Origin of the sequence: Pseudomonas sp. 2995-1, assembly GCF_002742505.1 — a bacterium.
GTDB classification, from domain to species: Bacteria; Pseudomonadota; Gammaproteobacteria; order Pseudomonadales; family Pseudomonadaceae; genus Aquipseudomonas; species Aquipseudomonas sivasensis.
In genome coordinates this window covers 315,565-341,839 of the sequence record NZ_LJSA01000377.1, presented here as the reverse complement: position 1 = coordinate 341,839, position 26,275 = coordinate 315,565, and the positions used below count along the sequence as shown (strand labels likewise).

Sequence of the window (26,275 nt, the reverse complement as noted above, 5' to 3'; positions counted from 1 at the left end):
CCATGACGACGCTCACCCAGAAACGCGTGCGCAGCGAAACCCTCTGGCACCGCCGCAGCCACTTGCAACGCGCCACGTCCACCCTGCTGCCCTTGCTGCGCCGGCCGGGGTTCAGCCTGGCCGTGGCAGTGGTGGTGTTCTCGCTGGTCGCCGCCCTGGCGCCGCACCTGCTGAGCAGCTTCGACCCCTACGCCACCGCGCCGCTCGCCAAACTCACGGCGCCCAACTTGAGCCATTGGTTCGGCACCGATGAACTGGGCCGTGACCTGTTTACCCGCGTGGTCTACGGCGCGCGCCTGTCGGTGCTGGCGGCCTCGCTGGCGGTGGGGATCGCGCTGGTAGGCGGACTCGGGCTGGGCATTTTGTCCGGGTTTGCCGGTGGCCGTATTGATGCAGTGATCATGCGCGTGGTCGATGTACTGCTGGCTCTGCCTGGACTGCTGCTGGCCCTGGCGATCGTCACGGCCATCGGTTTCGGCACCGTACCGGTGGCCATCGCGGTGGGCATCGGCATTATTCCGGGCTTTGCCCGTACCACCCGCGCCGAGGTACTGCGGGTGAAAACCCTGCCCTATGTCGAAGCCGCACGGCTGGGCGGTGCCAGTTGGGGCCGCACGTTGTTGCGGCACATTCTGCCCAACGCCTGGGGCCCGGTAGCGGTACTGGCAACGTTGGACTTCGGCGCAGCCATCCTCGCCACCGCAGGCTTGAGTTTTCTCGGTTTCGGCGCCGCACCACCGGCGGCGGAATGGGGCACCTTGATCGCCAACGGCCGGCACTTTCTGATCACCGCACCTTGGGTGTCGTTGCTGCCCGGCCTGTTCCTGGTGGCCGTGGTGTTCAGCCTCAACCATATCGCCCGCACCTTCGAGGAGATCCAGCGATGAGCCCGTTTTTGGTCGATGTACGCCAACTCAGTGTCGATTACCGCTCCAGCGGCCAGGTCAATCCAGCGGTGCGTTCGCTGTCGTTTTCCCTCGCCCAAGGCGAAACCGTGGCGATTGTCGGCGAGTCCGGCTCGGGCAAATCCACCCTGGCCAACGCCATCCTTGGCCTGCTGCCAGACAACGCGCAAATCAGCGCCGGTCAACTGTGGGTGGATGGCCATAACTTGACCCACGCCAGCGAACGCCAGAAACGCAACCTGCGCGGCCGCACCATTGGCCTGGTGCCCCAGGACCCGATGGTCAGCCTCAACCCTACCCTGCGCGTCGGCCAACAGATCGCCGAGGCGTTGATCCTGGCCAAGGGCAAGCGCTACCCCGGCGTCGATGCGGATATTGTCGAGTTGCTGCAACAGGTGGGGATCGACAAACCGGTGCTGCGCGCCCGCCAATATCCCCATGAACTCTCCGGTGGCATGCGCCAGCGCGTGCTGATCGCCATCGCCCTGGCCGGTAATCCGCGCCTGATCATTGCCGACGAGCCCACCAGCGCGCTCGACGTCACCGTGCAGCGCAAGATCCTCGATCACCTGCAACGGCTGGTCAGAGAGCGCGGCATTTCGCTATTGATCATCACCCATGACCTCGGCGTGGCCACCGACCGCGCCGACCGCATTCTGGTGATGCAGCACGGCGAGGTGGTCGAACAAGGCCTGCCACAGCAGATCCTTTCCCGCCCCAGCCACGACTACACCCGCGCACTGATTGCCGCCGCGCCCGCCTTCGCCAAGCGCCGCGATCCGTTGATCAATCTCGATCTGGGGCGCCAGCCGATCCTCAGCCTGCACAACGTCGGCAAGACGTTTGCCCTACCCAAGGTCAAGGGAGAAGCCTCGACCTTCCTGGCCCTGGAAGGTCTCAACCTTGAGGTGTACCCCGGCCAGACCCTGGCCATCGTCGGCGAGTCCGGTTCGGGCAAGAGCACCGCGCTGCGCATCGCCCTCGGGCTGGAGAAGCCGAGCCAGGGCCGGGTCTGCTTCGAACAACAGGACGTTACAGACCTCAGTTGGCGCGACTTCCGCCCGTTGCGCCAACGCCTGCAACTGGTGCAGCAAAATCCCTTCGCTGCGCTGGACCCACGCTTCACCGTGTTCGACAGCATCGTGGAGCCGCTGGTGTCGTTTGGCTTGCTCAAGGGTGCCGCCCTGGAACAGGCGGCGCGGGAGCTGATCAGCCGCGTGCACCTGCCGGTGAGCTTTCTGGACCGTCTGCCCCGTGAACTGTCCGGCGGCCAGTGCCAACGCGTCGCCATCGCCCGCGCCCTGGCGTTGAAACCCGACCTGCTGTTGCTGGATGAACCGGTCAGCGCCCTGGACGTGTCGGTGCAGGCACGCATTCTTGACCTGCTGCAAGAGCTGCAACGGGAGATGGGCATTGCGTATGTGCTGGTGTCCCACGACTTGTCAGTGGTGGCCAACTTCGCCCATGAGGTGCTGGTGCTGCGCAATGGTCGCGTGGTTGAACAAGGCTCGGTGGCGCAAATCTTCAACCAGCCGGCCACCGAGTACACCCGCGAACTGATTGCGGCCATCCCTGGCCGGCAAGTCGCGGCAAGCGCCGCCTGAGGTTTACTGCGCCGAGCAATCACGCGCCACGATGCCCTTTTCCTGGGCATACGCGGCGGACTTGGCTTCGATCAACGGACGCAAGGTGGCGCGGTCGGCTTGCAGCCAGTCGGTCACCAGCACCCACTTTTGCCCATCCCACTGCTGCACTCGCGCCGAACCGCCGCCTTCGTGGTCGGCACAGGACAATGTCAACGGCGCCAACAGCCCGTCGAAGCCCATGGCCTTGAGGCGTGCCGCATCGATATTCAGGTGCTCGAACGCCCAGCGGGTTTCCTCACCGTTCAGTGCGCGGTTGCCGAATTTGGCCTGACCAGTGCGCAGCGCTTCGACAGCAATCGCGGCGTTGATCAGGCCGATGTTGTAGTAGACCTTGCCGAAGTAGCTGGTGTCCTTGAGGTTGCTCTTGCCGGGATCGAGGATGAACTGCTTGAGCTTTTTATGGATCTCGAAACCGTCGCCACCGGGGAACGGCGCCAGCGCCTGGTAGCCTTTGGCGGCGGTGCCGGCGGGAATCACATCGGCTTCAGAGCCTGCCCACACATCACCGATCAGACGGTCCACGGGAACGCCAAAACGCACGGCGGTCTTGATCGCCACCGGTGTCGAAACACCCCAAGTGCGCAGGAATACCCAGTCCGGGTTGATCTGGCGCACTTGCCGCCATTGAGTGGACTGCTCGTTACCTGGGTCTGCTACGGGAATCTGGATGTTCTCGAAACCGTACTTTTGCGCCAGCAACTGCATGGCCGCCTGGGTTTCGCGACCGTAGGCAGAGTCGTGATAGACAGTGACGATCTTCTTGCCCTTGAGCTTGTCCAGCCCACCTTCGCGCTGGGCAATGTAGTTGATGCCCACCGAGGCCTGGCCGTAGTAGTTGAGCAACAGCGGGAACGCGTAAGGGAACACGCGGCCATCGGTGGATTCGGTACGCCCGCCGGCGCCATCGATCAAGGGGATGTGATCGACGGCAGCACGGTCCATCAGCGCATAGGAGGCCGGGGTGCTGTGGGTAAAGAAGAACCCGGTGGGCGCACCGTCCAGGCCGCCTTTGTAGCGTTCGTAGCATTCGATGATGCGGTCGGTCTTCCACTCGGTCTCGCATTCCTGCCAGACCAGCTTCACGCCGTTCACCCCGCCTTCGACTTCGTTGATATAGCGAAAGTAATCAATTTCCCCGGCCCACCACGGAATACCGCTGGAGGCATAGGCCCCAACTCGGTAGGTGGCCAGCGGGATGAACTGTTGATCGTTGGCGGCCTGGGCGATGGTCGACAATGGCCCGCCCAAGGCGCCTAGTGCCAGCAGGCTGGCGATGACTGTGCGTTGCAAGACGTTGTGCATGGGTGTGGTTTCTTATGAAAGGTGAGGTTTCCCCTCCCGTTGTCGGGTCAGCGCCAATCGGGTCACAACACAATTCATGCCAAGCGCATAAGCCACCTTATTCAAGGGGTTGCGCTGTACCGGTCACCCCGCACGGCTCGGATAATCGAACACTTTATTGAACCGCTGTTGCGCCACCAACACCGCGTTCGGTCGCCAGGCCTGCGGCAAAATAGCGCGTTTTACTTCATGCCTGAACTGCGGCTAAATACGCGCCCCTTTGCGTCGATGGCTTTATGGCTTTGTTCAAACGCATCAGCCCCTGGATCGCCTGCCTGGCCCTGTTGCTCAACATGCTGGCCATGCCGTTGAGCCGCGCCCTGCAAACGCCGGATATTGGCCTGATGCTGTGGGGTGGATTCTGCTCGGGCGGCGCCTCCCAAGCCCTGCCACCAGGCTTTGACAAGCTGATCGACCCGCTCAAATCTGCGCCTTCGACTGCCGCCATGAAGCATGGCGACTGCTGCTGCGGGCATGCCGGCCTGGCCGCGCTGCCGTCCAACTATTACCGGCATTGGCTGCCGCGCTATGCGCCGGATGTCGCCCTCGCTGATCCGCTGTTACCCACGTTGCATCCCAGGGTTCGCTGGCCGAGCCTGAGCCCTCGCGCCTCCCCTGTCGCCTGACTGCCCCGAAACCCTGTGTTTTCTGCCGCCCCTTGAGGGTGGCTGAACGTCCTTGAAGTCTTTTGGTCATCAGGAAGCGTGCTCATGCCTGCTCCATTTACTCTGTCCCGCGCACAGCGTATCGCTGTGCCCTCCTCACTCTGGCCGCTGCTCTCAGTGTTTGCACTCACGCCACTGGCCCATGCAACCGAAAGTTCGGCCCTCACCCTTGGCACCGTCAGCGTCCAAGGCAGCACCAACGCCAGCGGCCCGCTGAACACCGCCAGCGTGCTCAGTTCGGTCGACATCCTCGGTGCCGACATCCTGGAGAAAATGCCGGTCAACTACAGCTGGGAGCTGTTCAGCCGTGCGCCAGGGGTCATGCTCACCGAATTCAACCAAGGCACCACCTCCGGCAAGATCTCCTTTCGCGGTTTCAACGGCGAAGGTGAAGTGAACGCGGTGAAGCTGCTGATCGATGGGATCCCCAGCAACAGCAACGACGGCAACATGCCGTTCATGGACATGATTTTCCCCATGGAGCTGGACAGTATCGAAGTGGTACGTGGTACCAGCGACGCGCGCTACGGCCTCAACAACATTGCCGGCAACGTCAACATGCTGACCCGCACAGGAGGCGACTACACCAAGGCGCGAATCCGCTACGGCAGCTACAACACCCGCGAGACGCAACTCGCCAAAGGCATCGAAGGCAGCAACTGGACGCAGAATTACTTCTTCGCCTACCAGAAAGCCGATGGCTACCGGGATCATGCCCAGGCGGATAAATTCTCGATGTCCGGCAAATGGTTCTACACCCCGGACGACAGCAGCTACCGTGTCGGCCTGATCGCTCGCCATTACGAAACCGAGGCGCAAGAGCCGGGTTATTTGAGTGAAGACGACGCCCGCCACCACCCCACCATGACCAACCGCTACAACGCCACCGACAAAGGCACGCGGCGGATGAACCAACTCAGTGTGCACTTCGATACCGAACTGGCCGAAACATTGGCCTGGTCGGCAAAAACCTACCTCAACACCTTCGACGACCGACGCTGGACGCAATACTGGCGCACCAGCTCCCAGCAGGAGCGCGACGCCTACGAAACCCAGTACGGCGCCCTCACCTCCCTGACCTGGCGGCCCGAGGTAAGCTGGCTCTACGCCTTCGCCCTGGAAGGCGGCGCGGATGTCCAGCAGCAACAGAACACCAGTGAACGCTACCGGACCCAGAACCGCACACGCCTGGCGCAAACCCGCGACCAGCAGTTCGACTTTGACACCTACGGGGCTTACATCCAGGCTGAGATCAAACCGTTTGAATCGCTGAAAATCATCCCGGCCTACCGCGTCGATAAAATCCACGGCGACTTCACCAACCAAATGACCGGCATGGATTACGCCATCAACAACTATGGGCTGATCAAACAACCCAAGCTCAGCGTGGTGTACTCGCCGTGGGACGTGGCCAGCGTGTACGCCAACTGGGGCCGTACCTTCCAGGTCGGCACCGGCGCCGCTGCCTACAAGATACCGCCACGGGATACGGACCTCGCGCCGTCGATCAACGAAGGCTGGGAAACCGGTATCAAGTTCACCCCCGCCGACTGGATCGACGGCCGCGTCGCCTATTGGCAGCAGGAAGCCAGCGGCGAAGTCAGCCGCCGGCTCAATGACCCGAATGGCGAATCGGATAACGTCGGCGAAACCCGCCGCTGGGGTTACGACGCGCAGTTGAACCTGCACCCGAACGACCGCACCGACATCTGGATGGCCTACGCCTGGCAGTACTCGAAAATCCTCCAGCCCAGCGCCACCCTGCCCAACAGCAAAGGCCAGGAAATCGACCACATCCCCCATCACCTCTACAACGCAGGCATAAACTACAAAGCCACCCCCGCGCTGCAACTGACCGCGTGGATGAACGGCCAGACCCACTATTACCTGGAGCGCGAAAACACCAAGGGGACTTACGGCGGTTACGTGTTGATGAACCTGGGGGCGACGTACCAAGTGACTGAATCCGTCAGTGTCGACCTGCAACTGAAAAACCTCACCAACCGCTACTACGAATACGTCTGGTACGACCCGGACGGGGCAAAGGCGTCACTGCACTCACCCGGCGACGGGCGTGCGCTCTATACCGGCGTCACCTTGGACTTCTGAAAGACAACCCCTTGTTATCAAAAATAAAATAAGTCACTGATTTTAAAGGGTTAACTATTTCCCTAAACGGGCCTGTTTTTGTGACGAGCGTGGCCTCTCACATTTGGATAGGGAGAGGTCGTCAAATGCCCATGGGTTCCGGGTCCGTCACAGGGGCACTCTCCCAACCACCACAAAAAAATGCCTACCCCCGCCAAGGGATAGGCATTTTTTCCTCCCATCGTTACTGCTTAGCGTGCTTGACCTGCACCTCAGGCATCGCCGAAGAGTGGTGATTAAGAATTTTCCACTGGCCCCCCACCTGCTCATAAACGAAGGTGTAGCGCGCCTGCACATGGCTGACCTGCCCCTTCGCGTCGGTCAGGGTGAAGGTGTAGACCCCGCTGTCCATGGCTACGTTAGTGCCCAGTTGGCGAATTTCACGGTAGTTGATCTGGCCTACCGGCTTGAGTGCCAGGAAGTGATCGAAGTAGTCCTTGATCTGATCCGGCGTAGTGCGCACTTGGTTGGACACGGTGGGCTGCAGCACCGCGCCCGGCGCATACAGGTCGACCACCGAGGTGACGTTGCCGGTCTGCAAAGCGCTGTTCCAACGGTCAAACAAACCGGCAATCTCCCGGTCCTTCACATTGGCCGGCGCCTGGGCCACCTCACGGTAGACATACGGCGACGTTTCGGCGGCCTGAACAAACGGAACGCTCAAGGCAAACATCAGGGCGATTGCTGCGGGCTTGAATTGCATTGGGATACTCCAGTGGTGTTCGTTGAGCCCACTTTGCCAAGCCGACCGTGGCGCGCCATCGGCCAACCGGAGTCATTTACCTATGCCATTTGGCAGATAGCGCCCAAGGTGTTTAACCATGTTTAATAGAAGCCCCGCACGCCCGCAGCACTGGAGCATCACCCATGCATAACCCGCCCCATGACCCCGGCAGCGCCTTGGCCATGCGCGCGCATTTCCGGCAATCGGAAAGCCGCACGGCGCGGCTGCGGCTGTTAGTGGATACCGGGCAGGAGCTGAGCCAACTGGCCCCCGACGCCATGCGCGAACGCGTACTCGCGCGGGCTTGCGCGTTCCTTGCGATGGACCATGGCCTGCTGCAGGAATGGGCCGCCGACGGAGCTGTTCGCACCACGGCGAGCCATGGCAGCCCGGCACGCTTGACCAGCCTGGCCGCCCTCGCTGACCGCGATCTGCGCGCACCTCGCTGGAAGGAGCAACCTCACAGCGTGCTGCAAGTGCCGTTGCGAGGCAGTGACGGCAAAGCGTTTGGCCTGCTGGTGCTGGGCAATAGTGTCAGCCTGCGGGCACCGGAGCACGAAGACAGCGAATCCCTGCAACTGCTCGCCACCCTGCTGGCCACTCACCTGGAAAACGATCGCCTGCTGACCACCCTCAAAACCCGCGACAAGACGCTGTCCGACCTGGTCAACCGGCTGTTTCGCGCCCAGGAAGACGAACGCAAGCGCGTGGCCTACGACCTGCACGACGGCCTGGCACAGACCCTCGCGGGTTTGCACCAACGGCTGCAAGGGTTTGCCGGCCGCTGCCCCGTACTGCCGGACGCACTCGCCGCCGACTTGCAGGCGATTCTCACCCTGGCCCAGCACTCCGTCGGTGAAGGCCGTCAACTCATCGCAGGTCTGCGCCCCACCGTGCTGGATGATTTCGGCCTGTTCAAAGCCCTCGACAAAGAAGCCGACCGCCTGCGCGACGCTGGCATCAACGTGGTGTGGCTCGTCCACTGTGAAACGCGATTGCCCAGCCAGGTGGAAATCGCCCTGTTCCGGATCGGCCAGGAAGCCATCAACAATATCCTCAAGCATGCGCATGCCAGCCGGGTGAACCTGACCCTGGCCTTGCACGACGGACAGGCTTCCCTGCGCATGGACGACAACGGCAAAGGCTTCACTTCGGCCCCCTCACGCGATGACGCCCAGCATCTTGGCCTCGCGACCATGCAGGAGCGTGCCAGCCTGCTGGGCGGCAGCTTCACCTGCGTCAGCGCAGTCGACTGCGGTACCCAACTGCACGCCCGCGTGCCAGCCCACTTGCCTGGAATTCCTCAATGACCGACGTCCTGCGTCTCGTGCTGGCAGACGACCATGAAGTCACGCGCACCGGTTTCGTCTCTCTGCTGGCCGGCCTCGCGCAGTTCGAGGTGGTCGGTCAAGCCAGCGATGGCCTGCAAGCAGTGGAGCTGTGTGAGCAACTGCTGCCGGATATCGTCATCCTCGACATCCGCATGCCTGGGCTCAACGGCTTGGGCGCCGCTCGGTTGCTGCAAGAGCGCCTGCCAGCGGTGAAAGTGGTGATGTTCACCATGGACGACAGCCCCGAATACCTGGAAGCGGCGATGAATGCCGGTGCGGTCGGCTACTTGCTCAAGGACGCCAGCCGTGCCGAGGTGATCCAGGCCCTGCAAAAAGTCGGGGCCGGCGGCGAAGCGCTCAACACAGCGGTCAGCACGCGGCTATTGCGCCGCATGACCGAACGCCAGGCCAGCGGCGCGGCCCCCACCGAAAACCTCACCCCGCGCGAGCGCCAGGTCCTTGGCCTGGTGGCCAACGGCATGAGCAACCGCGCCATCGGCGAGCAGCTCGGGATCACCACTGGTACCGCCAAGGCCCATGTGGAACGCGTGATCGGCAAGCTTGGCGCAGCCGATCGCACCCAAGCCGCCGTACGCGGCATCGCCTTGGGCCTGGTGACGTCACCATGAAGCGGCGTTGGGCCGATCTGCCACTGCGGGGCAAGGCGCTGGTGGTGATCTCGCTGCCGCTGGTGGTGCTGTTGCTGTCGCTGGTGCTGATCTACACCACCGAACGCCAGACCGCCCGCGCCGAAGAGGACGTGCGCCGGGTGCTGCGCGTGCAAGGCGATATCCAGGCCGTGCACACCCTGCTCGCCGAGGCCGCCGCCAGTGTGCGCGGCTACCTGCTCACTCGCCGCGAAGACTTCCTGCCCAGCTACCTCAACGCCAGGCCGCAGATCGAGTCCGCCCTACGCCGGCTTGACCACAACGTGCGTGATCAACGGGTACGCGAGCAACTCAGCGCCATCAAGCCGCTGATCGATGGCAAGGTCGACGGGCTTGAAGAGATGCTCAAGGACCGCGACGCCACGCCGCAATCGATCAGTGCCATCCTGATCAGCAACAAACACATCCTCGATGCGTTGCGCCAACACATCAGCACCATGCTCACCCTTGAGGCGTCGTTGCTGGCCGAGCGCAGCGCGGCGGCGGCCGAAACCCGTCAGCGTTTGTTGCTGTCCACCTGGCTGGCAGCGATCTGCGGCTTGTTTGGCGCCATCGTCGCCGTGTTGTTCCTGTCCAAAGGCATTGTGGCGCGGGTCCAGAATGTGCAGCGCAACGCCCAGCGCCTGGCCCTCGGTTCGCCGCTGCTGCCGCAAGCGCCGGAGCACGATGAAATCGGCCAATTGGGCACCAGCCTGGTAGAAGCCGGGTTGCTGCTGGCCGAGCGCGAGCGCGCATTGCGTGACAACGAAGAACGCTTGCGGCTGATCATCGATGGGGTCAAGGACTACGGGATCTTCGCCCTCGACACCGCGGGCTATGTCACCAGTTGGAACAACGGCGCCGAGCGGATCAAGGGCTACACCGAACAGGAAATCATCGGCCAGCATTTCTCGGTGTTCTACTTGCCCGAGGAATGCCCTCAGCACCCGGACATGGCGCTGCGCGAAGCCACCCGCAACGGCGATTACACCGAAGAAGGCTGGCGTTGCCGCCAGGACGGCACGCGGTTCTGGGCCAGCGTGGTGATCACCGCGCAGTACGACGGCACCGGCGCCTTGCGCGGTTTTTCGAAGATCACCCGCGACATCACCGACCGCCGCGCGGCCGAGATCGCTCTGCGTAAGGCCCGTGAGGAAGCCGAACGTGCCAGCCGCGCCAAAAGCGAGTTTCTGTCGCGCATGAGCCACGAACTGCGCACCCCGCTCAACTCGATCCTGGGCTTTGCACAACTGCTGGACATGGACGCGCCCAAGGCGCAAAAGGCCGACGTCGGGCATATCCTGCGGGCCGGCCAGCACTTGCTGACACTGATCAACGAAGTGCTGGACATCGCCAAGATCGAGGCGGGAAGCCTGGCGTTGAATATCGCGCCGATCCCTTTGGCGGAGGCGTTGCAAGAGGCGCTGTCGCTGGTGTCGCCGATGGCCGCCGAGGCGGGCATTCGGTTACAGCCATTGCCCGCCTTGGCGGCGGATGTGGGCATCGTGGCCGACCGGCAACGCCTGACCCAGGTGCTGCTGAACCTGCTGTCCAATGCGATCAAATACAACCAGCGCGATGGCGACGTCAGCATCGAAGTCAGCGTTGATGGGCCGCGTATCGCCGTGTCGGTGTGTGATACCGGCAACGGCATCGCGGCGGATCACCTGGGGCAACTGTTCAAACCGTTCGAACGCCTGGGCGCCGACCCCAATGTGGAAGGCAGCGGCCTGGGCCTGGCCCTGAGTAAAAGCCTGCTGGAAAACATGGACGGCCACCTCAACGTGCAAAGCCAGGCCGGCATTGGCTCACGCTTCACGCTGGAGCTACCGTTTGCGCGCGTAGCGGCATTCCAGCGCAGTACCACGCCCGTTATCGACACCCAGTTGCCGCGCCCTGTCCCCGCCGCCTGCACTTTCCTGGGCAAGGTGTTGTGCATCGAAGACAATCTCTCCAGCCTGGCGCTGATCGAAACCCTGCTGCAACGCCGACCGGGGATAAAACTGCTGTCCAGCATGCAAGGCCAACTGGGCCTGGACCTGGCCGCGCAGCACGCGCCACAGTTGATTCTGCTGGATGTCTGCCTGCCGGACCTCGACGGATTGAAGGTGCTGCAACGCTTGCGCCATTCACCGATCACCCGTGACACACCGGTACTGATGATCACCGCCGACGCCAGCGACCTTACCCGCCAGGCTCTGCAAGACGCCGGCGCAACCGCCGTGTTGAATAAACCGATCAACGTGCCCGCGTTTCTCGCCCACCTCGACCAGTCTTTCCCGGAGCCCGCGTGAACCTCGACCTGCGCATTCTAATCATCGACGACCAACGCCCGAACCTCGACCTGGTGGAGCAACTGCTGGCGCGCGAAGGGCTCACCAACGTGCTGAGCAGCACCCAGCCGCTGCGCACCCTGGAGCTGTTCAACAGTTTCGAACCGGACTTGGTGATTCTTGACCTGCACATGCCGGAATTCGACGGTTTTGCAGTGCTGGAACAACTCAACCGGCGTATCCCCCAGGGCGAATACCTGCCGATCCTGGTACTCACCGCCGACGCGACCCGCGACACCCGCCTGCGCGCCCTGGCCCTGGGCGCCCGGGACTTCATCAGCAAACCCCTGGACGCGCTGGAAACCATGCTGCGGGTGTGGAACCTGCTGGAAACCCGGGTGCTCTACAAAACCTTGCGCACCCTGGTACCCGCGCAGCACATCGAGTTGTTGCAACGGCGTGAATCAACGGGCAATCTGCCCGCCGCCGGGGAGGACTCGGCTTAACTTCCCCCTCGGCTCATGCACCTCAAGGACGATCCGCACATGGCGGCTTCAAACAAATGGCTGATGTCGTCAGTCGCGTATTACCTGGATTTCTTCACCGTTCCCCTGTTTATCGGCCTGGCGCTCTGCCTGGCGCCACTTGATCCGCTGCAACTGCTCGCGGGCTTCATGGCCTGGACGCTGGTGGAGTATTCGGCACACCGCTTTCTGTTCCACTCGCTGTATCGCCACGAGCACTGGACCCACCATGTGGATGTGCTGGCCTATATCGGTGTGTCGAGCTGGAAAACCAGCTCCACCTTTGCGGCATTGCTGCTATTGGCCTGGTACGCCGGTTTGACCTCGGCGTTTGTCGGCGCGGTGACGGGCTACTTCTATTACATCTCGGCGCACTACGTGATGCACCGCCCGGCGCATTGGGCCTATCGGTTTATTCCGGGGCTGGTGGCCAACCACGACCTGCATCATCGCAAAGGCATCGAGAAGAACTTCGGCGTGTCTTCACCGCTGTGGGACCATGTGTTTCGCACCTATATCCGCGCAGAGCGTGCCTGAAGCGCCTCTGAGCGATTGTTTTTATTACGAATAAATCTAGCGTCCCGTACACCGGCATTTCCAACCTTATCTACGCTCAAGCCCGTGCCAGGAGGCGCATTGAAGAGTCCATGACGGACCCACTGTCTCCTGGCGTCTGATGCCTAGGAGATACCGATGAGAATGGAAACCCATCGCCCCCGGCCCGGGTTCGGCTGTGCGCTGTTTGGCGCGTTGCTGAGCCCCCTGGTCGTCGCGGCCCCCACGTTGTCTACGCAAATACCCTTCGATGTCACGGCGACCCCGCCCTTCTCTCTCGACAGCCTGCAAGCCAACTTCGATGAAATGTCGTGGCAGACGTTCATTGCGCTGAACTGGCCGGTCCTGGCCGATGGCAAGCCCAATACCGGCGTGCAGATCGGCCAGCAGGACGCGGCCACGGTGTGGGAAAGCTACAAGGAGAGCTACCAAATCTTCCTGCCCCAAGGGCAGAAACCAGCGGCCTGGCAGGCGCCGGCCAGTGTACCGGCGGCCTGTGAAGGCAAGGGGTCGGGGCGCTTGTTGCAGCAAATGGGCAAGGTCCCGGATGTGCTGGACGAGTTTATTCAGCCGTTTCAAAGCGGCCCGTTGGTGGACCAGAGCGGCGTGTACACGCGCAATGAAATCGTGGTTAACCAATCGATGTTCGACGGCATCGTCAACAATGGCCTGTACAGCATCCAGGGTCAGCAGGCATTTTTTGCCGCCAGTGCGACCAATGCGGTGGCATTCAGTTGCGGCAACCCGGCCACCAGTGAAGTGGGTTCGTTGATGGTCAAGGCCTCGTGGAAGGTGCTGGACGGCAACGACAACCCCAGCCGTTTCCACACCGTCGATGCCCTGGTGTATACGCCAGGCAACAGCGACCCGAGCAAAGGGCCGGTGGTGGCCGAGTCCTGCGTTGCCGAGCCGGTGGGGCTGGTGGGGCTGCATATCGTGCATAAGACCACCAGTGCGCCGCAGTGGGTGTGGTCGACCTTCGAGCACGTTGACAATGTCCCGGAAAAAACCACGCCGCCTGCCGAGCGCAAAGGCCCGTACCTGTTCTACAACGCCAGCAGCCATGCCGAGATCAACCAACCGCCGCCACGGCCCTGGAACCCGGCGGTAAAGGCCACGCCATCGCAGATCGTGCGCGAGATCCCTTTGACCGATGAAACCAAGGCGCTCAACAGCACTTACCAGAACCTGCTGCGTACGGTTAATCCCAACAGCGTCTGGGCCAATTACCAGTTGATCAGCACCCAGTGGCCTACCCTCAGCGGCCAGCCACCGTGCCAGATCTCGGCCACCAAACCGTTGGGCAATCCAGCGCCTTCGTTCCTCGCCAATGCAACGCTGGAGACCTATATCCAGGGCACGGTGCCCCAGGCGTCCTCCAGTTGTATCGCCTGTCACGGCAATGCCGCCACCCACGTGACGCAATCACCGCGCACCAGTTTCGCCGACTTCACTTACCTGCTCGAACGCGCTCAATCCACCGGTGTGACAAGGAGTCAGCCATGAGTACCGACTTGGACAATTTTACCGGCCTGAGCGTGGTGCTCACCGGCATCAATCAGGAACTGCTGGCGCCGTCGGTAGACCCCATCGGCCTGCCCACCCTGTTTCTGAATTTCGTTGGCCCTCGCGTGGGCCAAGACGTGCTCAGCGCCCTGCTCGCCCAATACGCCGCGCTGGCGAGCGAGCAGCAGACGCCGCAGCAAATCGGCAACGCAATCCTGATGCAGAACGGCCAACCCGCCGCCACGCAAACCGCCCAAGCGGCGCGCGCGATCATGAAACTGTGGATGCTCGGCGTGTGGTATCAGCCGTACACCCAAGGCGCGTTCCCGGTGAACGAGCAAACCGTGGTCAGTGCCGAGGCCTACACCCAGAGCTGGGCGTGGAACATCGCCCAGGCCCATCCGATGGGCTACAGCGAGTTCTTCTTCGGTTACTGGAACAGCCCACCACCGAGCCTGGAAGACTTCACCGGGGTTACCGCCAGCCCACAGCCTGGAGCATCGTCATGAGTACCGAACAAGCAGACGTAGTGATCGTCGGTGCTGGCCTGGCGGGCAGCATCATTGCCTATCAATTGGGCCTGGCGGGGGTGAAGGTGCTGGTGCTGGAATCCGGCCCGGAAGTCCCGGCCAACCGAAACCAGTACCTGGAGCGTTTCTACACCGCCACACTGAAGACCCCCGAGTCCCCCTATCCGCCGGTGAGCACCCTCAGTCCGACGCGCAACCCAGCCGAACAGAACGCACCGCGCGCGACCATCGCTGACCTGCTCGATGACAACTGGAAAAATCCCGAGGTCAGTTACCTGGTGCAAAAAGGCCCGTTGCCGTTCACCAGCACCTATGAGCGCGTCGGCGGCGGCACTACCTGGCATTGGGTCGCCACGTGCCTGCGCATGCTGCCGAATGATTTTAAGATGAAGACGCTGTACGGCGTGGGCGTGGACTGGCCGATCAGCTACAACGACCTGCAAAGCGCTTATTGCCGCGCCGAAGCAGAAATAGGCGTGGCGGCCAACGTCGCCGACCAGGCCTACCTGGGCATCACGTTCCCGACCAACTATGAATACCCGATGACCAGCATTCCACTGTCGTTGGTGGATGGCAGCTTCGTCAGCGCGGTGCAGGGCCAATCGTTCCAAGGACTGCCGCTGGTGGTGAGCCCCACTCCAGCCGGGCGCAACTCGCAGCCGTATGCCGGGCGACGGGTGTGCGCAGGCAATACCAACTGCACGCCGATCTGCCCGATCCAGGCCAAGTACGACGCCACGGTGACCCTGAACAATGCGCTCAACACCGGCAATGTGCGGGTGCTGTACAAGACCGTGGCGAGCAAGGTCACGGTGGCAGCGGACAAGACTGTCAGCGGCATCGAGTTCATTCAGTATCAGTTGGGCGATGGGCCGGCCACCGGCACTGGCGTCGCGATCGGGCAGCGCTACGTGATCGCCGCCCATGCCATCGAAACGCCAAAACTGCTGCTCAACTCCACCAGCAGCGCCTGGCCCAAGGGCGTGGCCAACAGCAGTGGCCAGGTCGGTCGTAGCCTGGCGGACCACCCGATCTACCTGGCGTGGGGCTTGATGCCCGAAGGCAAGACGGTGTTCCCGTACCGTGGCCCGGTGTCCACCGCCGGCATCGAAAGCCTGCGCGACGGCGCCTTTCGCAGCCAGCGCGCGGCCTGGCGGATCGAGATAGGCAACGAGGGTTTCAACTGGCCGATCGGCGACCCGTACACCACGGTGGCCGACCTGATCGATGGCACCAACGTCAGCCGCACCAACCCACTGCCAAAGTCCACGGACGCGTCCCAGGTGCTGTTCGGCACGGCACTGGTGCAACAGCTGAACAACCTGCTCACCCGGCAGTTTCGGGTGGGGTTTCTGGTGGAACAAGTCGAGGACGATCCGAACAAGGCCAACTGCTACATCGTGCCGTCCAGTCAGTACAAAGACCGTCTGGGCATCCCGCGACCGGAGATCCATTACAACCTGTCGGACTACACCAAGGAAGGCTTCAAACAGGCGCGGATTCTTGCCAGCCACGTCATCACTGAGCTGCTGGGCGCCACCGAACTGACCACCAATATCAAGCCCGGTTTGTTTGAATACCAGGGCGAGTCGTACTCCTTCCAGGGCGCCGGGCACTTGATGGGCACCTACCGCATGGGCGCCGACCCGGCCACCTCGGTGGTCGACAAATACCAGCGCAGTTGGGACCACAACAACCTGTTCCTGGTGGGCGACGGCGTGTTCCCCACCACCGGCACCTCCAACCCGAGCCTGACCATTGCCGCGCTGTCGATCCAGGCCGGCGACACCCTGTGCAACGACCTCAAAGCCGTCACCGTGCAGGTGCAAGCCAACCAGCCATGGCAAGGGACTGGCGTGCAGATCAGCGGCCCAAGCCCGCGTGTGGTGCGGTATGTCAGCGGCCATTGGCTGGCCAGCCCGGTCGGCGGCATGGTTGATGGCAATGGCAGTCCGGGGTTGATCGCCAAAGCGGGCTACACCCTGCCGGGCGCAAATGAAGGCGCGCTGGTTGGGCGTGTGGGCAGCAGCGGGACACCGTTTCTGGTGGGGGATCTGGCCGAGATTCCGCCGGGGCAGACGGGGGAATTGCAGCTGTGTATCAACGATGATCTAGAGGGGCGCTATGGCATTGGTTTGGGGGATAACCAGGGAGCGCTGACGGTGCAGATCGGGTTCGGTACAGCGTAGGGCCCACGGCCAAACACCGTCCGGTCGTTTTGACTGGACGGTTTCACCCGTCCATACGCCCACCTCAATGCAATGCCTGACACCCCAACCGCCACACCCTCTCAGTGCTTGTTGCGAACCACGCAACAGTCCTTTGTCATCACGCCCATTGATAGCACCCTAACGAAACCCCCATCCTAGAGGGCTAATCTCGCGCTTATATCATTCGCAATGATAGTTACCTTTGCTTCATTCGATTCGTGACATACCACCCCGCCGCGCATGATCCGCCCATCTCAAATACATTGGCGGATGCACCTCATGGAACAGTCACTCAAACATTTGCGCTTCCCCCTGGCGATTTTGGCCGTGGTGGTGATGAGCGCGTGCGGCAAGACCCCGGAACAAGCGGCCGCCATGCCAGCCGCCAAAGTCAGCGTGGCCAAGGTGCTGGAACAACCGGTGAACGAGTGGGATGAATTCACCGGCCGTTTGGAAGCACCGGAAACTGTGCAGATCCGTCCACGGGTTTCTGGCCAGATTGACCAAGTCGCTTTCACCGAAGGCGCTTTGGTCAAGAAAGGCGACCTGCTGTTCCAGATCGACCCGCGTCCGTTCCAGGCTGAAGTGCGCCGCCTTGAAGCCCAGTTGCAACAGACCCGCGCCGCCGCCACTCGCAGTGACAACGAAGCCCAACGCGGCGAGCGCCTGCGCCAGAGCAATGCGATCTCCGCCGAACTGGCCGACTCGCGCACCACCGCCGCCCAGGAAGCCCGCGCCGCCGTCGCCGGGATCCAGGCGCAGTTGGACCTGGCCAAGCTGAACCTGAGCTTTACCCGCGTAACCTCGCCAATCAGCGGCCGCGTCAGCCGTGCCGACATCACCGCCGGCAACCTGGTGACCGCTGACGTCACTGCGCTGACCAGCGTGGTTTCCACCGACAAGGTCTACGCCTACTTCGACGCCGATGAGCGCGTTTACCTCAAGTACACCGAGCTGGCTCGCCAAGGCCGCCGTGGCGCTACGACCCCGGTTTACCTGGGCCTGTCGAATGAAACCGGCAACCCGCACCTGGGCCAGATGAACTTCGTCGACAACCAGGTCAACCCGGCCACCGGCACCATTCGTGGGCGCGCCGTGTTCGACAACAGCAAGGGCGAATACACCCCTGGCCTGTACGCACGCCTGAAGCTGGTGGGCAGCGGCACCTACTCCGCCGTGCTGATCAACGATGAAGCCGTGGGCACCGATCTGGGCAAGAAATTCGTACTGGTGATGGACGGCGACAAACCGGCTTATCGCGCCGTGGAACTGGGGCCGAAGATCGAAGGTTTGCGCATCGTACGCAGCGGCCTGAACAAGGACGACACCATCATCGTCAAGGGCCTGCAGCGTGCACGCCCTGGCTCGCCGGTCGCCCCGGAAACCATCCCGATGGCCAGCAAAGAAACCCTCGCCGCCTTGGCCCAACAACGACAAGCGCTTGAAGCCAGCAACCTGGAACAAGTGGCGCCGGATAAAGCCGCGCCCAAACTTGCCAGCGTCGCGACTCCACGCGGTTAAGGGATACGACTCAAGATGAATTTTTCCAAGTTCTTCATTTCGCGGCCGATCTTCGCAGCGGTGCTGTCGCTGCTGATTCTGATCGCCGGCGCGATTTCGCTGTTCCAACTGCCGATCAGCGAGTACCCGGAAGTGGTACCGCCGACCGTGGTGGTGCGCGCCAACTTCCCCGGCGCCAACCCCAAGGTCATTGGCGAAACCGTGGCCGCGCCGCTGGAGCAGGCCATCACCGGCGTCGAGAACATGCTGTACATGTCCTCGCAATCGACTGCTGACGGCAAGCTGACCCTGACCATCACCTTCGCCCTGGGCACCGACCTGGACAACGCGCAGGTGCAGGTACAAAACCGCGTGACGCGGACTCAGCCAAAACTGCCTGAGGAAGTGACGCGTATCGGTATCACCGTGGACAAGGCCTCCCCCGACCTGACCATGGTGGTGCACATCACCTCGCCGGATCAGCGCTACAACATGCTCTACCTGTCCAACTACGCGATCCTGAATATCAAGGATGAGCTCGCGCGGCTCGGCGGCGTGGGCGATGTGCAGTTGTTCGGCATGGGCGACTACTCGTTGCGTGTATGGCTGGACCCGAACAAGACCGCCTCGCGCAACCTGACCGCCACCGATGTGGTGACGGCGATTCGCGAGCAGAACCGCCAAGTCGCCGCCGGTGCCTTGGGCGCGCAGCCTTCACCTAACGACACCAGCTTCCAGCTGTCGGTCAACACCCAGGGGCGCCTGGTCACCGAAGAAGAGTTCGAGAACATCGTGATTCGCGCTGGCGATAACGGTGAAATCACGCGCCTCAAGGACATTGCACGGGTCGAGCTGGGCTCCAGCCAATATGCCCTGCGCTCGTTGATCGATAATCAGCCAGCGGTGGCGATCCCGATCTTCCAGCGCCCGGGCTCTAACGCCATCGACATCTCCAACGATGTACGCGCCAAGATGGCGGAGCTGAAAAAAAGCTTCCCCGAAGGCATGGACTACCGCATCGCCTATGACCCGACGGTGTTCGTGCGCGGCTCCATCGAGGCGGTGGTTCACACGCTGTTCGAAGCACTGATCCTGGTCGTGCTGGTGGTGATCCTGTTCCTGCAGACCTGGCGCGCCTCGATCATCCCGTTGGTGGCGGTGCCGGTCTCGCTGATCGGTACGTTTGCGGTGATGCACCTGTTTGGGTTCTCGCTTAACGCACTGTCGTTGTTCGGATTGGTATTGGCGATTGGTATCGTGGTGGACGACGCCATCGTGGTGGTGGAAAACGTCGAACGTAATATCGAGTTGGGGCTTGAGCCCTTCCCCGCCACTGAAAAAGCCATGAGCGAAGTGACCGGTCCGATCATCGCGACGGCGTTGGTGCTGTGCGCGGTGTTCGTGCCAGCAGCCTTTATCAGCGGCTTGACCGGGCAGTTCTACAAGCAGTTCGCGTTGACCATTGCGATCTCGACAGTGATCTCCGCGTTCAACTCGCTGACCCTGTCCCCTGCACTGGCAGCGGTGTTGCTCAAGGGCCACAACGCGCCGAAAGATGGCTTCTCCAGGTTCCTCGACAAGCTGTTGGGTGGCTGGTTGTTCCGTCCATTCAACCGCTTCTTCGAAAAAGCCAGCCACGGCTATGTCGGCACCGTTCGCCGGGTGATTCGCGGCAGCGGCATCGCACTGTTCCTGTACGCAGGCCTGATGGTCCTGACCTGGCTGGGCTTTGCCCACACACCGACCGGTTTCGTACCGGCCCAGGACAAGCAATACCTGGTGGCCTTCGCCCAGTTGCCCGACGCCGCCAGCCTGGACCGCACTGAAAACGTGATCAAGCGCATGTCTGACATCGCCTTGAAACAGCCCGGCGTGGAAAGCGCTATTGCCTTCCCGGGCCTGTCGATCAACGGGTTCACCAACAGCCCGAACAGCGGCATCGTGTTCGTGACCTTGAAGCCATTCGATGAGCGCAAAGACCCGAGCATGTCCGCCGGTGCGATTGCCGGCGCGTTGAACGGCAAGTACAGCGACATCCAGGAAGCCTACATGGCGATCTTCCCGCCGCCACCGGTACAGGGCCTCGGCACTATCGGCGGGTTCCGTCTGCAGATCGAAGACCGTGGCAACCTGGGCTATGACGAACTGTACAAAGAAGTGCAGAACGTCATCACCAAGAGCCATGGCGTGCCGGAACTGTTCGGCCTGTTCACCAGCTACACGGTCAACGTGCCCCAGGTCGATGCCGCCATCGACCGCGAAAAGGCCAAGACCCACGGCGTGGCGATCAGCGACATCTTCGACACCCTGCAGATCTACTTGGGCTCGTTGTATGCCAACGACTTCAACCGCTTCGGCCGTACCTATCAGGTCAACGTGCAGGCGGAGCAGCAGTTCCGCAATGATTCGGACCAGATTGGCCAACTGAAAGTGCGTAACAACAAGGGCGAGATGATCCCGTTGGCAACCTTCATCAAGGTCAGCGACACCTCGGGCCCGGACCGCGTGATGCACTACAACGGCTTTATCACCGCTGAAATCAACGGCAACGCCGCTCCGGGCTACAGCTCCGGCCAGGCAGAAGCGGCGATTGAAAAACTGTTGAAGGATGAACTGCCCAACGGCATGACCTATGAGTGGACTGACCTGACTTATCAGCAAATCCTCTCGGGCAACACTGCGCTGTTCGTGTTCCCGCTCTGCGTACTGCTGGCGTTCCTGGTACTGGCTGCTCAATACGAGAGCTGGAGCCTGCCACTGGCGGTGATCCTGATCGTACCGATGACGCTGCTGTCGGCCATTACCGGGGTGATCATCTCGGGTGGCGACAACAACATCTTCACTCAGATTGGCTTGATTGTACTGGTGGGCCTGGCGTGTAAGAACGCGATTCTGATCGTCGAGTTCGCCAAGGACAAACAAGCCGAGGGCCTCGACCCGCTGGCCGCGGTGCTGGAAGCCTGCCGCCTGCGTCTGCGGCCGATTCTGATGACCTCCTTCGCCTTCATCATGGGTGTGGTGCCACTGGTGTTGTCCAGCGGTGCCGGTGCCGAGATGCGTCATGCCATGGGCGTGGCGGTGTTCTCCGGGATGATCGGTGTGACCTTCTTCGGTCTGTTGCTGACGCCAGTGTTCTACGTACTGATCCGTCGTTATGTGGAGCGCAGCGAAGCGCGCAAAGCGGCCAAGGCCTTGAAGCTGGAGACACAGCAATGAGTGTGAAAGTATTCCTGCCGAGCTTGCTGGTACTGGCGCTGAGCGCCTGTGCCGTGGGCCCGGACTACAAGACCCAGACCCCGGAGGCGGCGAACATCACCGCCGCCGCGGACGCCAAGCAGTATGACCACGCCAAGTTCGAAGGCATCTGGTGGCAACAGTTCGAAGACCCGACGCTTAACCAGTTGGTGACTCAATCGCTGCAAGGTAACCGCGATTTGCGCGTAGCGTTTGCCCGCCTGCGCGCTGCTCGTGCAATCCGCGATGACGCCAGCAACGACGCCATGCCGACGATTACCAGCCGCGTCAGCAGCGACCAGGGCAAGGGCCAGATCCCGGGCCAGACCACCCGCAGGGTCAAGACCGAGCGTTACGACCTGGGCCTGGACATGGCCTGGGAACTGGACCTGTTCGGCCGCATCCAGCGCAACCTGGAAGCCACCGACGCCGACCAGCAGGCCGCCGAAGCCGATCTATACCAGCTGCAAGTCACCCTAATTGCCGAACTGGTGGACGCCTACGGTCAACTGCGCGGCGCACAACTGCGTGAAAAGATCGCCCTGGACAATCTGAAGAACCAGCAAGATTCGCGCACCATCACCGTCAGCCTGCGCGACGCCGGTGTGGGTGACCAACTCGACGTGGAACGCGCCGACGCACGCCTCGCAGCCGTTGAAGCCAGCGTGCCGCAACTGCAAGCCGAACAAGTGCGCGAACGTAACCGCATCGCCACCCTCCTCGGCCAGCGTCCGGACAAGTTGAGCGTGGACCTGGGCCCGAAAGACCTGCCGGCGATTGCCAAGGCGTTGCCGATCGGTGATCCAGGCCAACTGCTGCAACGTCGCCCGGACATTCTCAGCGCCGAACGCAAACTGGCCGCCGCCACCGCACGTATCGGCGTGGCCAAGGCCGACCTGTTCCCACGGGTCAGCCTCAGCGGCTTCCTCGGCTTTACCGCCGGGCGCGGTTCACAGATCGGTTCGTCCGCCGCGAATGCCTGGGCCCTCGGCCCGAGCATCACCTGGGCCGCGTTCGACCTGGGCAGCGTGCGCGCCCGTTTGCGTGGCGCAGACGCCGAAGCCGATGGCGCCCTGGCGACCTATGAGCAGCAAGTGTTGCTTGCCCTGGAAGAATCCGAGAACGCCTTCAGTGACTACAGCAAGCGTCAGCAACGCCTGATCTCACTGATCCGTCAAAGCGAATCCAGCCGCGCCGCCGCCGACCTCGCCGCCATCCGCTACCGCGAAGGCACCGTGGACTTCCTCGTCCTCCTCGACGCCCAACGCGAACGCCTCGCCGCGGAAGACTCCCAGGCCCAGGCCGAAGTGGACCTGTATCGCGGGATCGTGGCGATCTACAAGGCACTCGGAGGTGGATGGAAGCCAGATACCGTTGTAGCAACGGCAAAGTGATGTAAAGAGCTCCTTTGGTTGGTCGCATCCAACCAATTTTTAGCCCCGTGGCCTGTTTGGTCATGGGGCTTTTTTTTGGTCGGATACTTTTCAGGCGTGTGCATTGGGACGTGCCCCCCACACTCCCCAGCGATATCGGTCAGAACATTCTCCATTCACATCGCAAACTAACGTTGGCCGATTCATGGTCGACAAGGAATGGAATGCTTAATACAAACAGCAGATTGATATGAGTATGGTCGTTACGAATGCATTCAGTGTTGATGACGAAACTTGGAGAAAGGAAAAATGCAAACCAAGCAATGAACGATCTTGCCTACTTTGTCGCCTCTGCGAACTATAGTTCCTTCGTAGGTGAGCGTGCGTATGCGATGACAAAAGGGAGCGGCGCCAACAAAACTCTCTCCATGCCGCTCCCGATTCTCGCTCAACGCCCAACGACATCCAAGATACCGCTATAACTCTCAGAAACACTCAAACATAAAGCGGACACATGTAACGACAACCCCATTAACAATGCAAACGACAGCGCAACATACCTTTTCATACATTCACCCTCTTAAACTCAACTTCATAAATTAATGATCAACATTTCCGCATGCAATACATGCATTAAAACGACCTCACTCTTTCAGCTACCCATACGTTCTCCTCATAGCAGGCGCAGTTTTTTTTGCATTGAGTGCTTATGCCGCGACACCTGAGTAGGAGTCCGCGAATACATCGGTGAGAACCGCGCCACCACTGTGCATGAATTATAAATCCATGTAAGCCGGACACTTCCCCAAAAGCCGTAGGATCGCGCCGTCAGACATCGACTAAGGATATAGCCAGTTATTTCTTAGTCCCTTATACCCCGGACACATACCCAGTTGTAGCAACGGCAAAGTGATGTAAAGAGCTCCTTTGGTTGGTCGCATCCAACCAATTTTTAGCCCCGTGGCCTGTTTGGTCATGGGGCTTTTTTTTGATTAATGTCTCAGCCATCTATATAGGGTGTCGGCTATGGCAACCGTTAAAAAAACCACTCCCCCCAGCATCATGCTTTGAAGTACACGCTTAAGGCCGCGAGGAAAGTCCTGCACTTGCTGCCTGTCCACGACACCACGCCGTATGTTCCACCTCGGCATTGATACCGTCGCCATGACGGCGCATAGCCGAATCACCCTCCCCAGTATCCCGTCACCCCAGATGCGCTTGTGAGAAGTGACAAGACGGCACTTGTTTAATCGATCCTCCATCTGATCCAGTCGCGTATACGCCAGAACAATGCCTGTCACATTGAAGGCAAGGGCCAGACACATGACTCCTACATCAAACCAAAATTTTTGAGGGTGATTGAACAAGTAATCAATACTCATAGATTTTCTCGCCTACGGTTTCCCCGAGCGCGACCCTATCGCCAACAGCGTCCCCGACTTGAGTACTTAGACTGTTTTGGTGGTTCACCCGGCGAATTTGCCGGCTATTTTTAACTTTGGTAAATGAGTTACTGGGTGAATTCATGAGCCTATCAGGCACTGCAATAGTGGACGCAATCAAGTTAGCCAAATAACGGCGAAATAGGCGAAGAAAATTATGCTGGTGAAATACATCCCCAGGAATAGGGTTCTATAGCGTTTAGGAAACGCCTCAGTTTGCTGCCAGTCGATAAGACCACGTTTCAGAAATCTCATGGGTAGTAACACTACCGCTGCAACTGCAGCGAGCCGCATCATCCTACCGCGCGGTGAGTTGCCCCAAAACCGAGAGTGAAACACAACAAAGCTACAGTTATTCAGAAGGTGCTCAATGTGTTCCAAACGCCGATACATCAGAAAGACGTAAATTAAAACGCTAATCATAAACGAGAGACACAATGTTGATTCAAACCAAAATTGGCTATGCGCGTTAAGAACGTCGTCAATACTCATAAAGCTTTTCACCCACTCTTTCCCCTCCAATGCTGCCAAGCGCGCCTCCCGCACTCCCTCCTGCCTCCCCCCCGATCAATAAACAAGCGATCGCGCCTGGGCCGGTGGTCGGGGCCATTACCATGAAACATAAACTTGTCACCAAAGCTGAACCTCCAAAGCCTCCCAGAATCCCGCCACCCAGCTTACCCACCTCCACATACTTCGCCCGGCTACACTGCTCCTCCCTCCCCGTAGAACACGCCTCCTTGATCTCCAGTGCAGCAGACGCCGTACTCAACGCGATGCCCAGCGGCGTCCCCGCTTTGAGTACCTTGGCTGTTTTGGCAATTCGCGCAATTCTCTCTGCATAACGACCGATCTCGCCGCTGTTCAGGTAACTCCTGGTGGAAATCCCCAGCATCTTCTTGATCGAGCCTTCATTACGCAACCCAGTGCCATAACGGGCGAACCCGCGCAGTTGCGATTCCAGTTTGGTAAACAAAACCTGGCGACGCGCAAGGAACTCATCCCGGGCAGTACCGCCGCCTCGGCGCAGGGACTGTTTGTGCAGGGCGTCAATTTCTTCCAGGGTTTTTGCGATTTCCTTCAGGTGTCGACTCCACGCATCCCCAGCCGTGCCGACGCCGAGCGCGGTGTAGCCAAGCATGGCCTGCAAGACGTCGTAGTTCTGCAACGCAAAGCCTGCGCCGCCTTCGGCCATGACGCTGTGGCGTACACTCCAGGCGGCCTGCATCAGCCGAGCCTCCTGCGGTGTACAGGATGCGCTGGCGGGGTCGCCAATGATCACCAATTGGCCGGGCAAAACCACCATATTGCGGATGTGGCTGTTCAGGCTGTCGAACTTGACAGCACTAGACTTGCTCAAGTCGAGGCGAGCCTTAAGCTCGGTCGGGGTCTCCGGGCGATCGTTGATAGAGGCATAGGGCTGAGTCACCGGAGTGTCCTCAGCAATTGAAAAGTAGATTGGGAGAGTGCCATGCATTCGGTCCTTTTCGAATGAAGAAGACTGCAAAATGTAAGGAACGCTCAGGTGTGATGTCGTGGGTTTATCGGCTGAACAGGACGGCGATTTTTCAGTTTAAGAAATAGACTACGCGGCGAACTCCAGCATCTTTCAGTACCCGCCGCCGGGCCGCCTCGATTTATGTATTGCGGTGAGCACAACTGGCGTATTCGGCTTTACCCACAGGGGTGGTTCGCAGATTGGGTCGCCGGCCTCGAATGCC

Annotated in this window: 18 protein-coding genes; 15 read left to right on the top strand and 3 right to left on the bottom strand. The window is 60.9% G+C overall.

Annotation, left to right across the window (positions count from 1 at the left end; genetic code table 11):
- The first annotated feature begins 2 nt into the window (after positions 1-2).
- Both AOA61_RS18820 and AOA61_RS18815 read left to right on the top strand, forming a co-directional pair.
- Positions 3-887, top strand: coding sequence for an ABC transporter permease (locus tag AOA61_RS18820; RefSeq protein WP_099602386.1), 885 nt, complete (start codon positions 3-5; stop codon positions 885-887).
- Complete coding sequence (locus tag AOA61_RS18815) at positions 884-2,509, top strand: ABC transporter ATP-binding protein (RefSeq protein ID WP_099602385.1); 1,626 nt, start codon at positions 884-886, stop codon at positions 2,507-2,509. The genes AOA61_RS18820 and AOA61_RS18815 overlap by 4 nt, the downstream gene beginning before the upstream one ends.
- A 3-nt stretch (positions 2,510-2,512) precedes the next feature.
- Here the strand turns inward: AOA61_RS18815 and AOA61_RS18810 are convergent, their stop codons facing one another.
- Positions 2,513-3,853, bottom strand: coding sequence for an ABC transporter substrate-binding protein (locus tag AOA61_RS18810; RefSeq protein ID WP_095184870.1), 1,341 nt, complete (start codon positions 3,851-3,853; stop codon positions 2,513-2,515).
- A gap of 275 nt (positions 3,854-4,128) precedes the next feature.
- Here AOA61_RS18810 and AOA61_RS18805 point away from each other — a divergent pair, with 275 nt between their 5' ends.
- Both AOA61_RS18805 and AOA61_RS18800 read left to right on the top strand, forming a co-directional pair.
- A complete protein-coding gene (locus AOA61_RS18805) occupies positions 4,129-4,518 on the top strand; it encodes a DUF2946 family protein (protein WP_099602384.1) in 390 nt (129 codons plus the stop codon).
- 84 nt (positions 4,519-4,602) lie between these two features.
- The gene (locus tag AOA61_RS18800; protein WP_099602383.1) at positions 4,603-6,666 is read left to right on the top strand and encodes a TonB-dependent receptor; all 2,064 of its coding nucleotides are present in this window, start codon (positions 4,603-4,605) and stop codon (positions 6,664-6,666) included.
- Positions 6,667-6,889: 223 nt separating this feature from the next.
- On the opposite strand, the gene AOA61_RS18795 is transcribed toward AOA61_RS18800, so the two are convergent.
- Positions 6,890-7,408: an SgcJ/EcaC family oxidoreductase gene (locus tag AOA61_RS18795; protein ID WP_095184873.1), complete on the bottom strand. Its 519-nt coding sequence runs from the start codon at positions 7,406-7,408 to the stop codon at positions 6,890-6,892.
- A 164-nt stretch (positions 7,409-7,572) separates the two neighbouring features.
- On the opposite strand from AOA61_RS18795, the gene AOA61_RS18790 reads away from it, so the two are divergent.
- The 11 genes from AOA61_RS18790 to AOA61_RS18740 all read left to right on the top strand — a co-directional run bounded on the left by AOA61_RS18790 (position 7,573) and on the right by AOA61_RS18740 (position 23,133).
- Positions 7,573-8,739, top strand: a complete 1,167-nt coding sequence (locus AOA61_RS18790; RefSeq protein WP_099602382.1) for a sensor histidine kinase — start codon at positions 7,573-7,575, stop codon at positions 8,737-8,739.
- Positions 8,736-9,389 carry a response regulator transcription factor gene (locus AOA61_RS18785; protein ID WP_032891304.1) on the top strand — a complete coding sequence of 218 codons (654 nt, stop codon included), beginning with the start codon at positions 8,736-8,738 and terminating at the stop codon, positions 9,387-9,389. The genes AOA61_RS18790 and AOA61_RS18785 overlap by 4 nt, the downstream gene beginning before the upstream one ends.
- Positions 9,386-11,701 carry an ATP-binding protein gene (locus AOA61_RS18780; RefSeq protein WP_099602381.1) on the top strand — a complete coding sequence of 772 codons (2,316 nt, stop codon included), beginning with the start codon at positions 9,386-9,388 and terminating at the stop codon, positions 11,699-11,701. Before AOA61_RS18785 ends, AOA61_RS18780 begins: the two co-directional genes overlap by 4 nt.
- Positions 11,698-12,186: a response regulator gene (locus AOA61_RS18775; protein WP_095184877.1), complete on the top strand. Its 489-nt coding sequence runs from the start codon at positions 11,698-11,700 to the stop codon at positions 12,184-12,186. The genes AOA61_RS18780 and AOA61_RS18775 overlap by 4 nt, the downstream gene beginning before the upstream one ends.
- 39 nt (positions 12,187-12,225) lie before the next feature.
- On the top strand, positions 12,226-12,741 hold the full coding sequence (locus AOA61_RS18770) for a sterol desaturase family protein (protein WP_099602380.1): 516 nt from the start codon (positions 12,226-12,228) through the stop codon (positions 12,739-12,741).
- A 156-nt stretch (positions 12,742-12,897) separates the two neighbouring features.
- The gene (locus AOA61_RS18765) at positions 12,898-14,265 is read left to right on the top strand and encodes a cytochrome C (RefSeq protein WP_099602379.1); all 1,368 of its coding nucleotides are present in this window, start codon (positions 12,898-12,900) and stop codon (positions 14,263-14,265) included.
- The gene (locus tag AOA61_RS18760) at positions 14,262-14,774 is read left to right on the top strand and encodes a sorbitol dehydrogenase (RefSeq protein ID WP_032891299.1); all 513 of its coding nucleotides are present in this window, start codon (positions 14,262-14,264) and stop codon (positions 14,772-14,774) included. Before AOA61_RS18765 ends, AOA61_RS18760 begins: the two co-directional genes overlap by 4 nt.
- Positions 14,771-16,984, top strand: a complete 2,214-nt coding sequence (locus AOA61_RS18755) for a GMC family oxidoreductase (RefSeq protein ID WP_032891298.1) — start codon at positions 14,771-14,773, stop codon at positions 16,982-16,984. Before AOA61_RS18760 ends, AOA61_RS18755 begins: the two co-directional genes overlap by 4 nt.
- Before the next feature lie 300 nt (positions 16,985-17,284).
- On the top strand, positions 17,285-18,526 hold the full coding sequence (gene mexE, locus AOA61_RS18750; RefSeq protein WP_032891296.1) for a multidrug efflux RND transporter periplasmic adaptor subunit MexE: 1,242 nt from the start codon (positions 17,285-17,287) through the stop codon (positions 18,524-18,526).
- A gap of 15 nt (positions 18,527-18,541) precedes the next feature.
- Complete coding sequence (locus tag AOA61_RS18745) at positions 18,542-21,721, top strand: efflux RND transporter permease subunit (RefSeq protein WP_032891294.1); 3,180 nt, start codon at positions 18,542-18,544, stop codon at positions 21,719-21,721.
- Positions 21,718-23,133: an efflux transporter outer membrane subunit gene (locus tag AOA61_RS18740; RefSeq protein WP_095184880.1), complete on the top strand. Its 1,416-nt coding sequence runs from the start codon at positions 21,718-21,720 to the stop codon at positions 23,131-23,133. The genes AOA61_RS18745 and AOA61_RS18740 overlap by 4 nt, the downstream gene beginning before the upstream one ends.
- Before the next feature lie 1,902 nt (positions 23,134-25,035).
- Here AOA61_RS18740 and AOA61_RS18725 read toward each other — a convergent pair.
- Positions 25,036-25,983: a hypothetical protein gene (locus AOA61_RS18725; protein WP_099602626.1), complete on the bottom strand. Its 948-nt coding sequence runs from the start codon at positions 25,981-25,983 to the stop codon at positions 25,036-25,038.
- Positions 25,984-26,275: the final 292 nt, after the last annotated feature.

Excerpts from the sequence above, each read along its gene's own strand:
- AOA61_RS18820 (WP_099602386.1), top strand. The coding sequence starts at position 3 with ATGACGACGCTCACCCAGAAACGCGTGCGCAGCGAAACCCTCTGGCAC.
- AOA61_RS18815 (WP_099602385.1), top strand. The coding sequence starts at position 884 with ATGAGCCCGTTTTTGGTCGATGTACGCCAACTCAGTGTCGATTACCGC.
- AOA61_RS18810 (WP_095184870.1), bottom strand. The coding sequence starts at position 3,853 with ATGCACAACGTCTTGCAACGCACAGTCATCGCCAGCCTGCTGGCACTA.
- AOA61_RS18805 (WP_099602384.1), top strand. The coding sequence starts at position 4,129 with ATGGCTTTGTTCAAACGCATCAGCCCCTGGATCGCCTGCCTGGCCCTG.
- AOA61_RS18800 (WP_099602383.1), top strand. The coding sequence starts at position 4,603 with ATGCCTGCTCCATTTACTCTGTCCCGCGCACAGCGTATCGCTGTGCCC.
- AOA61_RS18795 (WP_095184873.1), bottom strand. The coding sequence starts at position 7,408 with ATGCAATTCAAGCCCGCAGCAATCGCCCTGATGTTTGCCTTGAGCGTT.
- AOA61_RS18790 (WP_099602382.1), top strand. The coding sequence starts at position 7,573 with ATGCATAACCCGCCCCATGACCCCGGCAGCGCCTTGGCCATGCGCGCG.
- AOA61_RS18785 (WP_032891304.1), top strand. The coding sequence starts at position 8,736 with ATGACCGACGTCCTGCGTCTCGTGCTGGCAGACGACCATGAAGTCACG.
- AOA61_RS18780 (WP_099602381.1), top strand. The coding sequence starts at position 9,386 with ATGAAGCGGCGTTGGGCCGATCTGCCACTGCGGGGCAAGGCGCTGGTG.
- AOA61_RS18770 (WP_099602380.1), top strand. The coding sequence starts at position 12,226 with ATGGCGGCTTCAAACAAATGGCTGATGTCGTCAGTCGCGTATTACCTG.
- AOA61_RS18765 (WP_099602379.1), top strand. The coding sequence starts at position 12,898 with ATGAGAATGGAAACCCATCGCCCCCGGCCCGGGTTCGGCTGTGCGCTG.
- AOA61_RS18760 (WP_032891299.1), top strand. The coding sequence starts at position 14,262 with ATGAGTACCGACTTGGACAATTTTACCGGCCTGAGCGTGGTGCTCACC.
- AOA61_RS18755 (WP_032891298.1), top strand. The coding sequence starts at position 14,771 with ATGAGTACCGAACAAGCAGACGTAGTGATCGTCGGTGCTGGCCTGGCG.
- mexE (WP_032891296.1), top strand. The coding sequence starts at position 17,285 with ATGGAACAGTCACTCAAACATTTGCGCTTCCCCCTGGCGATTTTGGCC.
- AOA61_RS18745 (WP_032891294.1), top strand. The coding sequence starts at position 18,542 with ATGAATTTTTCCAAGTTCTTCATTTCGCGGCCGATCTTCGCAGCGGTG.
- AOA61_RS18740 (WP_095184880.1), top strand. The coding sequence starts at position 21,718 with ATGAGTGTGAAAGTATTCCTGCCGAGCTTGCTGGTACTGGCGCTGAGC.